General features: G+C 69.6%; 9 protein-coding genes. 1 reads left to right on the top strand and 8 read right to left on the bottom strand.

The features are described from left to right. Positions 1-81: 81 nt before the first annotated feature. Positions 82-1,194: a LacI family DNA-binding transcriptional regulator gene (locus P0L94_18030; GenBank protein WES64350.1), complete on the top strand. Its 1,113-nt coding sequence runs from the start codon at positions 82-84 to the stop codon at positions 1,192-1,194. 65 nt (positions 1,195-1,259) lie between these two features. Here P0L94_18030 and P0L94_18025 read toward each other — a convergent pair whose 3' ends face one another. From P0L94_18025 to P0L94_17990, 8 genes are all read right to left on the bottom strand, one after another. Then, positions 1,260-3,365, bottom strand: a complete 2,106-nt coding sequence (locus P0L94_18025) for a beta-galactosidase (protein WES64349.1) — start codon at positions 3,363-3,365, stop codon at positions 1,260-1,262. Next, positions 3,362-4,423, bottom strand: coding sequence for a LacI family DNA-binding transcriptional regulator (locus tag P0L94_18020; GenBank protein ID WES64348.1), 1,062 nt, complete (start codon positions 4,421-4,423; stop codon positions 3,362-3,364). Before P0L94_18020 ends, P0L94_18025 begins: the two co-directional genes overlap by 4 nt. Before the next feature lie 8 nt (positions 4,424-4,431). Further along, a complete protein-coding gene (locus P0L94_18015; GenBank protein WES64347.1) occupies positions 4,432-6,678 on the bottom strand; it encodes a glycoside hydrolase family 3 N-terminal domain-containing protein in 2,247 nt (748 codons plus the stop codon). A gap of 53 nt (positions 6,679-6,731) precedes the next feature. Next, positions 6,732-7,550 (bottom strand): carbohydrate ABC transporter permease, encoded by an 819-nt coding sequence (locus P0L94_18010; GenBank protein ID WES64346.1) that lies wholly within the window; start codon positions 7,548-7,550, stop codon positions 6,732-6,734. Beyond that, positions 7,550-8,497, bottom strand: coding sequence for a sugar ABC transporter permease (locus P0L94_18005; GenBank protein ID WES64345.1), 948 nt, complete (start codon positions 8,495-8,497; stop codon positions 7,550-7,552). The genes P0L94_18010 and P0L94_18005 overlap by 1 nt, the downstream gene beginning before the upstream one ends. Positions 8,498-8,545: 48 nt before the next feature. Continuing rightward, positions 8,546-9,901: an extracellular solute-binding protein gene (locus P0L94_18000; protein ID WES64344.1), complete on the bottom strand. Its 1,356-nt coding sequence runs from the start codon at positions 9,899-9,901 to the stop codon at positions 8,546-8,548. Between the two features lie 276 nt (positions 9,902-10,177). Beyond that, complete coding sequence (locus P0L94_17995; protein ID WES64343.1) at positions 10,178-11,239, bottom strand: LacI family DNA-binding transcriptional regulator; 1,062 nt, start codon at positions 11,237-11,239, stop codon at positions 10,178-10,180. Positions 11,240-11,283: 44 nt separating this feature from the next. Beyond that, entirely contained in the window at positions 11,284-12,150 is an 867-nt protein-coding gene (locus tag P0L94_17990; GenBank protein WES64342.1) for a sugar phosphate isomerase/epimerase, read from the bottom strand. Between the last annotated feature and the right edge of the window lie 8 nt (positions 12,151-12,158).

Below are 12,158 nucleotides of genomic sequence, written 5' to 3'. Positions count from 1 at the left end.
GCCGTTTCGCCCCGATCGGCCGCGACCGCACGCGGGGGTACGGTGGGTGGACACACCACGAGTGGCGGTGGGAGGAGGCTGATGGTCGAGCAGCAGCCCGCGGGCGCTCCCGGCGCGGCGCTCGAGGGCGAGCCGGTGCCGCGACGAGTCGCGCTGTCGACACAGCGCCGCGCCTCGACCGGGCGCACCGGACGTCCCGCCACGATCTACGACGTGGCCCTCGCGGCCGGCGTGTCGCATCAGACGGTGACGCGCTACCTCAAGGGCTTCGAAGGCATTCGCCCCGCGACCCGCGGGCGGGTCGAGAAGGCGCTCAGGGACCTGGACTATCGCCCCAACCTCGCAGCGCGCGCGCTGACGTCGGGGCGCTCGCTCCGCGTCGGCCTGGTCACCCACGAGCTCGATCAGTTCGGGCCGGGCAAGATCGTGCAGGGCGCCACCGAGGCCGCACGCGATGCCGGGTACGTCCTCGACCTCATCACGGCCGATCTGACGCGACCGGACGTTCTGGATCGCTCGTTCGACCTGCTCCGACGCCACGACCTGGCCGGCGTCATGGTGCTCTCATCCACCGATGCGATGTCCGAGGCGCTCTCGCAGGCGGATTTCGGCGTGCCGGTCCACCTCGCGGCCGAGCCCGATGACACGAGCGGCGAGGTGCCCTCCGAGCTGACCGAGTTCGGCTTCCCCGCCCTCTTCGATCACCTCGTCGAGCTGGGCCATCGCACCTTCCTCCACATCGCTGGTCCCCGCGACTGGTCGGCGGCACGGAACCGGTCGCGCGCCTATTCCCGAGCACTCGAGGCCCGTGGACTCGCGTCCGCCGACGTGCTCTACGGCGACTGGTCGGCGCGTTCGGGCTACGACGCGGTCGCGTCGGCCGCCGATCTCGGCGGAGCGACGGCGATAATCGCCGCGAACGACCAGATGGCACTGGGCGCGATGCTCGCGCTGCACGACCGCGGTCTGAGCGTCCCCACCGACATCAGCGTCGCCGGCGTCGACGACATCCCCGAGGCCGCGTACTTCTCACCGCCGCTGACGACGCTGCGCGTCGACTTCGCCGCGCAGGGCCGAGCCGCCTTCAACGCCCTGCTCGCGAAGATCGCCGGTGAGCCGGCGGCGAACGAGCCCGCGCTGCATGCCGATCTCGTCGTCCGGCGCTCGACGGCATCCGCTGCGGCATCCGTCTGACCACCGGGCGCCCGAAGGCCCGCTCCCCGTCACGGAGTCGGCCCTCTCGCCGCGCGCGTCCGGCGCTACTCGATCGCGGGTTCGGTCACCGAGGAGAGCCCTTCGACGAGCACAGCCACCGACCAGGGCGCGAGCTCGACGCGCGTCCCGGCCGACACCGTCTCACCGCCCTGGACCATCGTGCGCGGTGCGGTGACGACCGCGGCCTCGCCCGACCAGTTCGACGCGAACCACACGCGGCCCGCGGCCGTGGTGCCGGACGCGAGGGCGACCGTCGGGTCGGCCGCCCACGCGCCGCCGAGCGGCTCGGGCACCGCCCACCCGAGCACGGCCCGCGCGAGGGCCGCATCGGGAACCGTGCCGACATAGGTGACACGCCCGTCTCCGAATTCGTGGGTCGTCACGGCGGGAAGCCCTTGGTACACGCCGGCGCGGTACGTCATGAGCGACTCGGCGCCGGCGAGCTCGAGGCGATCCGCCCACGCCGTGCCCGAGCCCGCCGAGACGGCGTCACCGGCCACCGGGAGGGGCTCGTCGAGCGAGCTGTACTCCTCGTACGTGATGCCGGCGGCCTGCGCGAGCGGTCCGGGGGCGACCTCGGCCCGCGCCCGGGCCAGCTCGTCGCCGTAGCCGCTCCGGATGCCCACCACGAGGTGACCTCCCGCCTTCGCGTACTCGACGAGCAGCGCGAGCTCGTCGTCGTCTGCGATGTAGAGCGACGGCGCCACGAGCACCGGATGCCGCGAGGCGAGCGACCGCGGATCGAGCCCGGCCAGCTGCGAGTCGTGGAGGATGCGCGTCTGCAGCCCGCTCTCGAAGGCGCCCCGATAGAACGCATCGAAGATCCGCAGGTAGGACAGGCGGTCCGGGCCGCCGTCGGCGTCGGCGAGTGGCGGGTAGAACTCGAAGGCACGCTTGGTGTCCGTCGAGTAGAGCAGCGTCACATCGGCATCCGGCTCATACCCGCCGAGCACGGGCTCGATCTCGCGGATGCGCGCGCCGAGCGCCGCGATCTCGCGGTAGATGCGCCCGGGACGTCCGCTGTGCGGAAGGATGCCGCCCCAGTAGGTCTCGACGCCGGTCGACATCGTCTGCCACTGCCAGTACTCGATCATGCGGGCGCCGCGCGAGATGAGCGCGAACGCGCACAGCTCGATCTGTCCGGGATACGGCGGATGGTTCTGCCAGTGCGACTGACCGATCGACTGTGCGTTGGTCTCGGTCACGAGGAACGGCGCCTGCGCGGAGGAGTACATCCGGTCGCCCTGCTCGTACAGGCCCCAGACGCCCGACGACCACCAGATCTCGGGGCGCGGAACCTCGACGCCGATGCGCAGGGCTTCCTGCATCTTGTAGTAGGCGTTTCCCGAAGGGATGTCGAGGGCACGCGACATCCCGACGTCCTCCACGGCGGGCCGCTCGTAGGAGATGCACGTCGTCACCCACTGCTGCGGGGAGGCGTACTCGCGGACGATGCCGGCCTGCCACGCGATGAAGTCGTTCACCACTTCGGCCTGGTAGCGGCGCCACTCGAGGTCGTACTGCGGGAACGAGTTGCCGTCGGGAAGCCACAGGTCACCCCAGTCGCTCAGCAGATGCGACCAGTAGGTCAGACCCCACGCGCGGTTGATCTCGTCGACGGTGCCGTACTTCGCGCGGAGGTGGGCGACGAACCCCTCGAACACATCCCGGTTGTGCAGCAGGTGCAGCCCGGGCTCGTTGTCGACCTGGAACCCGATCACGGCGGGATGATCCGCGTAGCGGCCGACGACGGCACGGATGACGCGCTCGGCGTGACGGCGGAAGTCGACGTTCATGTAGTCGATCTCCTGGCGGTATCCCCAGGGGACCCGACGCCCGGTGGCGTCCTCCGCGGCGATCTCGGGATGCATCCGCTGCAGCCACTGCGGAATCGCGTAGGTGGGGGTGCCGAGCACGACGTCGATGCCTCGGGCGGCGGCCCCGTCGAGGACGGGCTCGAGCCAATCGAGCTCGAACCGCCCGGGCTCGGGCTCCCACGTCGACCAGACCGACTCCCCGACGCGGATGGCGGAGAACCCCGCCTCTGCCATGAGGTCCAGATCGCGGTCGAGGGTGCCGCTGACGCGGTACTCGTCGTAGAAGGCGGCTCCGAAGAGAATGCGGCTGTTGAGGTCGGACGGCGTCGTCACGTGATCTCCAGGGTTCGGGGGTGTGCGGGAAGCGTGAAGTCGGAGCCCGGAGGCGGCGGACCGGTGGAGCCGCGCACGACGAGGTGCGGCGGTGTTGCAGGCGCGGGCGACGGCGCTCGCTCCTCGATCTGCGCCAGCAGGGCGTCCATCGCCACGCGCCCCTGCTCCTCGTAGTGCGCGTCGATCGTGGTCACCTCGGGGCGCCCGAAGGCGGAGTCGGGGGTTGCGTCGAAGCCGATCACCGAGACGTCCTCGGGAACGCGGATGCCGCGAGCCAGCAGTCCGTGGGTGAGGCCGATCGCGCCGGCGTCGTTCGCGGCGAATATCGCGGTGATGCCGTCGGCAGGATCGAGGTCGCGTGCGGCGCGATCGCCCGACTCGGCCGACCAGTCGCCACGCCATACGCGGACGCACTCGGCGGGCCCATCGGCGAGCTCGGCGACGAAACCCTCACGGCGCTGGCGAGCGGGCAGCCAGTGTTCGGGGCCGGTCAGCATGGCCACACGCCGGTGCCCGAGCGCGACCAGGTGGCGCGCGGCCAGCGCGGCGCCCGCTTCATTGAACGACGCCCCCTCCCGGACGACCTCGGCCGGGTCGACGAGGATCGGGACGCCGGTGGACCGCGCGTCGACGGCATGGCGGACGCTGTCCGTCAGCGTGACGGCCATGATGCCCGCCGCCTGCTCTTCTTCGAAGGCCGCGAAGGCGGAGGCCACGGCGACCTCGTCCTCGCTGTCGACGCCCACGATCGTCAGTGTGTAGCCGTCCTCGCGAGCACGCCGGGTCGCGCCCCGCAGGAGGCCGGCGGGCCCGAAGGCGAACATCTCGTGGATCACGACGCCGATGCGCCGGGAACGCCGGGTCCGCAGGGCCTGAGCGACGCGGTTCGGTCGGTAATCCAGCCGTGCCAGGGCCGCCTCCACCTTGGCGCGGGTGACCGGCCGGATGCCCTCGTAGCCCGACAGGAATCGGGATACGGTCTGGGCGGATACACCGGCCGCCTCCGCGACGTCGTAGACCGTCGCCGGCCTGCGCCGATCGGGAGTGCTCGGGGTCATCGCGGCCCCTACAGCGTAGGATCCAGCGCCACGGCGACCGTCGACGGAAGACCGCGCACGACGCGGGCGACACCGGTGACGGCCACGGGGATCTCGATTCCGGGATCCGCCGCCGACGAGGCGACCGTGAGCATGACGGCTCCCGGTTCGACGACCCGCTCGAGATCGCGACCGATGTACGACAGGGCATCGGCCGGCACGTCGAAGGTCACCCGGCGCGTGGCGCCCGGGTCGACGGGCACTCGGGCGAAGCCGATGAGCCTGCGCACCGGCTGGACGACCGTCGACACGTCGTACGACACGTACAGCTGCGGGATGTCGGCACCCGGCACGTCGCCGGCGTTCTCGATGTCGACCTCGATCCTGACCGAGCCATCGCTCGGCATCGAGGCGGCGATAGGACCGGTCAGCGCGCGCTCGAACGTCGTAAAGGACAGGCCGTAACCGAAGGGGAACCGCGGCGTGGGGTCCAGAGAACTGATCCCGTCGGAGTGCCGACCGAGTCTGGGCGCCAGATACGTCCCCGGCTGCGGCGCATCGGGCTGCGGCACCTGGACCGGCAGTCGCCCGGACGGATTCACTGCTCCGGTGAGGATGCCGGCGAGCGCGCGACCTCCTTCCTGCCCCGGCTGGAACGCCTGGATCACCGCTCGCGCGGAATCGATCGAGTCGGCGAGGGCGTAGGGCCGGCCCGAGCTGACCACCACGATGGTCGGCGTGCCGGTCGCGATGACGCTGTCGACGAGCTGCTGCTGACTGCCCGGCAGGCGCAGATCGGCGACATCGCATCCTTCGCCAGACGTGCCGAGCCCGAACATGCCGGAGCGGTCGCCGACGAAGACCACCGCGATGTCCGCGCCGCACGCCGCGGCGATCGCCACGTCGAGGTCACCGGCCCCGTCGTCGAACAGGGATGCGCCGGGGGCGGCCGTGATCTGGGCATCGGGGACGGCGTCGCGGATCGCATCGATGTACGACCGCGCGTCGACGCCGATCTCCAGCCCCGGGTGATGGGGAAGAACGTGGTTGGGGAACGAATAGCAGCCGAACAGGCAGTTGACGTCCTCGGCGATCGGGCCGAGGACCGCGATCCGACCGAGCCCGCCGGCCAGCGGCAAGATGCCGTCGTTGCGGAGCACGACGATCGATTCCTCGGCGAGACGCCGGGCGACGTCGCGGTTCTCCGGCGAGTCCGGATCCAGGCCCGTGACATCGAGGTCTGCGGACCACCCGGGCTCGAGGAGACCGAGCTCAGCCTTCTGAGTGAGCACGCGCAACACGGCGCGGTCGATCATCGCCTCGTCTACACGGCCGGCGGCCACGGCATCCGCAAGGCGGGCGAACGTGCTGGTGTGGGGCAGCTCCACGTCGCATCCGGCTGCGAGAGCCATCTCCCCCGCGCTGAACCCATCGCCGGCCACCCCGTGCATCGTCGCGACGAAGGGGATCGCCCAGTAGTCGGTGACGACGGTCCCCTCGAATCCCCAGCTCTCACGTAGTGTGCGGTCGAGAAGCTCCCGGTCGATCGTCGCCGGAACCCCGTCGCGATCGGTGTAGGCGGTCATGACCGAGCGGGCGACGCCGAGTGCGTGCTGGAACGGCGGCAGGCAGACCTCGGCGAACTCGCGCGGCCCCATCGACACCGGCGCGTGGTTTCGGCCCGCACGGGATGCCGCGTACCCGGCGAAGTGCTTCGGCGTTGCCACGATGCCCGCAGACTCGATGCCCGAGACGTATGCGGTGCCGACCGTCGCGACGAGATGGGGGTCCTCCCCCATCGTCTCCTCGACCCGCCCCCATCGGTAGTCACGGGCGACATCGAGCACGGGCGCGAGCCCCTGGTGGACGCCGAGCGCCCGGAGATCGCCCGCGATCCGGGCGCCCATCTCCTCGACGAGCGCAGGATCGAAACTCGCACCCCACGCGAGGGGGGTCGGGTAGACGGTGCACCCCCACGCGGTGACGCCGGTGAGGCATTCCTCGTGCGCCATCGCGGGGATGCCGAAGCGGTTCGCGGCGACGACCCGGCGCTGGCGCTCGGCCAGCGCGGCCGCACCATCGGCCGCCGATATCGGGGCGGTGCCGTACGTGCGGGTCAGCTGGCCGAGGCCGTCGCGGATCGCGTCGGCGAAGGACTCCGCTGCGCGGTGGACGTCCTGCATCGGGGCGACATCGCCGGTCGCCTCCTCGGCGCCCGGCCACGTGCTGCCGAGCTGCGCGATCTTCTCCTCGAGCGTCATCTGAGCGAGGAGCACGGCCGCCCGTTCGCCAGCGGTCCGAGACGGGTGAGGTCGCGTTGCTGCATCCCTCACTTGCCGCCCACTCCCATGAGGCCGCGGACCAGGGCTCGACGGGCGAAGATGTAGATCAGCATCATCGGGATGATCGTCAGGACGACCGCGGACATGAGCCCGGGAACGTTCAAGGCGTACTCCTTGCGGAAGATGCCGAGCCCGAGCGTCGCGACGCGGATGTCCTCCGACCGGGTCAGGGTCAGCGGGATCAAGTAGTTGTTCCACGCCTGCAGCGCCGCGTAGACGACGATCGCGGCGATGCCGCCCTTCGACAGGGGAAGGACCATGGTCAAGAACGTGCGGAGCGGTCCGGCGCCGTCGATCGACATGGCCTCGTAGAGCTCGGGTGAGATCTCGCGCATGCTGCTGGACAGCACGAGCGTGCACAGCGGGATCGCGAAGGCGACGGTCGGCAGGATCACACCGAGCAGGGTGTCGTACAGCCCCACCTGGACGATGAGGAAGTACAGCGGGATCACGACCACCTGCGCGGGGATCGCCAGGCCGAACAGCATGACCTGGAACACCATCCGCACCCAGCGGCTGTTGCCGCGCACGATGACGTAGGCCAGGGGCGGGACGAGGATCGCGATGACGATCATCGTGCCGACGGTGACGATGCCCGAGTTGAGCAGGTACTTTCCGAAGCCGCTCTCGAACGAGTACACGAAGTTCTCGAAGGTGAGGGGATTGAACCAGCCGATCGGCCCGGTGGCGCCGTAGTCCTCCTGGCTGGAGAACGCGGCACGGACCATGACGTAGACAGGGATCAGGACGACCAGCAGCCAGACGGCTGCGAAGATGCCGGCGACCCAGGCGGGACGAGTACGCATCAGATTCCCTCCAGAGTGCTCTGCATCTTGTCGTAGCCGGTGACCCGGACCATGACGATCGAGACGAACATCGCGATGACGATCAGGAGCACGGCGACGGCGCTTCCATAGCCGAAGTCCAGCGACGTGATGCCCTTGTCGTACATGAAGTAGGGCAGGTTCGACGTGCCGCCGCTGGGACCGCCACGGGTCAGCAGCAGGATGATGTCGAACGAGGTGAAGGTGCCGACGACCATGATGATCGTCGAGGTGATGATCGTGTTCTTCAGCTGCGGGATCGTGATGCTGAAGAACTGACGGACCTTGCCGGCACCGTCGAGCGAGGCCGCCTGGTAGAGGACCTCGGGAATGGCTCGCGCGCCGCCCTGGTAGAGCAGGGTGTGCAGCGGTGAGGAGCCCCACAGGTAGATGAACGCGATCACGCCGATCGCCGTCCACTGGTTGCCCAGCAGATTCGAGAACATGTTGTCGGGCGGGAGGTTGAACACCTCGGTCAGGACGGCGGGGATGCCGAAGTTCGGATCGACCAAGGACGCGAACAGCACCGTGATCGCCGCGGACGACATCAGCAGCGGGATGAAGTACAGCGAGACCACGATCGCCCGAGACTTCTGGAAGCCGGCCGCCCATACTCCGATCAGGAGCGAGATCGGCACCTGGGTGAGGACGGCGAGGACGATGAGGACGATGGTGACCACCAGGCTGCGGTACATGGCCGGATCGCTGAACAGCCGGGTCCAGTTGTCCAGGCCCGTCCACTGCGGCGGGATCACGGGGATGCCCTGGTAATCCGTGAAGGAGAGGTAGATGGCCACCGCCAGGGGCGCGAGCGCGAACAGTGCGAAGAAGAGGAACGCGGGCAGCGACCAGACGAAGCCGGGGCGGCCTGCACCGTGCAGGCCGCCCCGCTTCCTGGTGTCCGCGTCCTGTGCGAGAGGACGGGTCATGATGTTGCTTTCTGGATCGATGGGTGGCTGGTGGCGGAGATCCGCGGGCTAGCCGCCCGTCACCACCGAGTTCATCGCGTCGACGAAGCCCTGCGCGTCGATCACTCCGTTGAAGAAGTCCGCAGCGGCGTCCTGGCTGGCCGGTGCCTGCGATGCGGGAACCGTCTGGTCCCAGGACAGCTGGAACGTCGGGGCGTCGGCGACCAGGTTCACCACGAAGGTGAGGTGCTCCTTGGTCTTGTCGTCGAGGCTGGTGTCGGCCGCGATGAGGTCCGCCGCGTTCGTGGTCGGAGGCGTGTTGCCGAAGCTCAGCTGACCGTTCAGGAAGTCGTCGCTGTACAGCTCCTTCAGGAAGTCGCGCACGGTCTCGGGGTACTTGGTGTCCGCGACGACGTTGTAGAAGTTGCTGAGGTTTCCGGCGATCTCACCATCCTGGCCGTCGCCACCCGACACCGACGGGAACGGAGCCCAGCCCAGGTTCGCGGTGTCGCCGATCGTGCCGAAGTGCCACGATCCCATCAGGTCGTATGCGGCCTTGCCGGTGCGCAGCAGCGCGGCGGTGCCATCAGCGCCGTACGAGACCGAGGCGTAGTTCGACCCGAAGGCGCCGGCGTCGATGAGCTCGCTGATCATGTCGAGCGCCTCGTAGGAGCCGTCCGACTCCCACACCGACGTGTCGCCGGCGAGGCCCTTCGCGACCTCGTCGTTGCCGATCATGCGGGCGTAGAGGAACTGGAACCAGATCTGCTCGGGCCACTTGTCGGCACCGGCAAGCGCGAACGGGATCACACCGGCGTCCTGCAGAACGGGGATCTGAGCGAGCAGCTCGTCCCACGACGCCGGCGGCTCGAGACCCGCGTCGGCGAGCACCTCGGTGTTGTAGTAGAGGAACTCCGGGGCCACGCCTCGCATCGGGATGCCGTACGCCTTGCCGTCGATGACCTCCTCTTCGAACACAGAGGGCAGGAACGAGTCGCGCAGCGCCGGGTCCTCCTCGATGAACCCGTCGAGGGGAAGCAGCGCCTGGGCGTCGACGAGAGGCTGGATGCCCGCCGAGCCCCAGCTCATGAAGATGTCAGGGCCGGTCGCGGTGCCGATCTGCGTGCGGACCTGGGTGTTGTACTCGACGCCGGCGGTGGGTCCGGTGTCGATGATGACCTTGATGTCCGACGTCTCGTTGAAACGGTCGGCGGCGGCCTGCTCGACCTCTGCGACCGAGTCGCCGAGGACAAGCACGTGGATCTCGTCGTCGGGCCGGGCGTCGTTGGGCTTCCAGTTCTCGTAGCCGAGCCCGCTGTCGGTGGTCTCGTCCGAGCCGGAACTCGCCGACGAGCAGCCGCCGAGGACCGCGGCGACGGACAGTGCCGTCCCCGCGGCGAGCAGCCTCATGGTGCGTGACTTCATCGTTGATTCGCCTCCCCGCCGCGTCCTCGCGGCGTTTCGAGTGGATTGCAGCGAGGGGCGGGTAGTCCCTCGTGCTTCTTGGCATCGATAACATTTGCTATCGATAACATTGGACTATAGGGGTGAGACCGCTGGTGCGCAAGCCACGTTTCCTGCCGTCGCCGAACCGAGATCCTCACCCCGGGGTTGCACGTGCAGGACTCCACGACGGTGCCCTCACGCTTGAAGGCGACCGTGGGAAGGGAAACGGCGAGCGCGGTGCCCCCGTCGCCGGGCTCAGGATCGGGCCGCGGTCGATTCGCGCACGACGAGCCGCGGCGGTGCCGGAGCCGTCACCGCTGCCGCGTCGGTGAGCTCACCGACGTCGAAGAGAAGCTGCTCGACGAGGCCCGCGCCCTCGCCCTCGAAGTCGAGCGCGATGGTGGTCAGCGCTGGGAGGTGGAAGCGCGCTTCCGGCACGTCGTCCGCGCCGATCACGCTGAGATCCTCCGGCGCCGAGAGGCCGTGCGCCGCCATCGCCGAAATGGCGCCGACCGCCGTCGCGTCGTTCGCCGTCGCGAGAGCCGTCGCTCCGGAATCGGTGCCGAGCAGCGACTCCGTTGCGGCGTAGCCCGCAGCCGCGGACCAGTCCGCGGAGACCGACCAGACCACACGGGCACCCAGCCGCTCGGCACGAGCGGTGAATCCGCGGGCCCGCTCATTCGCGGGGTCCCACGACGCGGGTCCGCCGAGGTAGGCGAGATCACGATGCCCGAGAGAGGCGAGGTGCTCTGCCGCGAGCGCACCGATCGCCTCATCGTGGGTCATGTCGAAGCCCTCGGGCGTGGTGGTCGCGCCGACCACGACGGGAAGTGAACCCGCTTGCCGCGCGAGGGTCGCGCGGACCGCATCCGTGTGCGCGGTCGCGATGATCCCGACGATCTGGTGTTCTGCCGCGAGCGCGAAGGCCATCGCGATCGATGCCGGATCGTCCCCGTCCATGGGGACGATATCCAGCACGTAGCCGTGACGACGGGCCGCGAGGGCGGCGCCTTCGAGAGTCCTGCCGGGTCCGGTCGAACTGACGGCGTGAACCAGCGCGCCGATTCGGTTGACCCGGCGCGTTCGCAGAGTGCGCGCGGCCTCATTCGGCTTGTAGTCGAGCTTGTCGAGCGCCTTCATCACGCGATCGCGGGTCACCGGCCGGACACCCTCGACTCCGCGGAGGACACGGCTCACCGTCTGCGCCGACACTCCGGCCACGTCGGCGACGTCGTAGATCGTCGCGCTCCGGGATGCCCCGCCACGCGTCGGCCCGGCCGTGGCGGCGGCCTCCGAGACCTCCTCCGGGGGTATCATCCGGCGACCACCTCCGCCGTCATGCTACCGGCGCGGGCCGCCCGTCAGCCGATGAGCTCGCGCAGGCGCTGCAGCTGGTAGCGGGACACCTCGTCGGCTGTCTCGTCCTCGGCGAAGACGTTCGAGACGACGAGGGCGTCCTCGCGGGCGAGGTAGCCGATCGAGCGCAGGGTGCCGAACAGCTCGTCCCAGTCGACGTCGCCGTCGCCGATCCTCAGGTGCTGGTGCACGCGGGCGGTGTTGCCGGGCGGGTTCGAGATGTAGCGCAGACCGTGCGAACGGGTGTGGTCGAAGGTGTCGGCGGTGTAGACGGTGCCGAGACGCTCGCCGATCTCGGGGAGGAGCGTCGTGGCGCGGTCGCCGTAGTGGAACGTATGCGACGCGACGTATACGAAGCCGACGGCCGGCGAGTTGAGCCCGCGCAGCACGCGCCACGCCTCGAGGCCGTCCTCGACGAAGTCGTCGGGGTGCGGGTCGATGTTGAGCTTCAGGCCCTCGAATTCGATGATCGGCAGCAGCTCCTCCATCGACCGGTAGAACGCGGCCTCGGACTCCTCGGAGCGCTCCGGGCGCCCCGAGAACTCGGTGTTGATGACCGGGATGCCGAGCTCGACCGCGAGCTGGATCACGCGGCGGAAGTTGCGCACCGCGGCCTCGCGCTGCGGCTCGTCGGGCCACGAGATGCGGTGGACGGGCAGGATCGCCGGAATCGAGACGCCCGCGTCGGACACCCCCTTCTTCAGCTTCGCGACGAGGTCGTCGTCGGCCTTCGGGTATCGGAAGAACGGCGTGAAGTCGACGTGCGGCGTCAGCTGGAAGTGCTCGTAGCCGAGGCGTGCGGTGACCTCGGGGAACTCCAGCAGCGAGAAGTCGTGGTGGTACGGGGTCGGGTCGAGCGCGATGCGGACCATGGGGCTCC

This window comes from Microbacter sp. GSS18, from assembly GCA_029319145.1.
GTDB lineage: Bacteria > Actinomycetota > Actinomycetes > Actinomycetales > Microbacteriaceae > Microbacterium.
The sequence above is the reverse complement of the archived record's forward strand: the minus strand, read 5'-3'. Positions and strand labels throughout refer to the sequence as shown.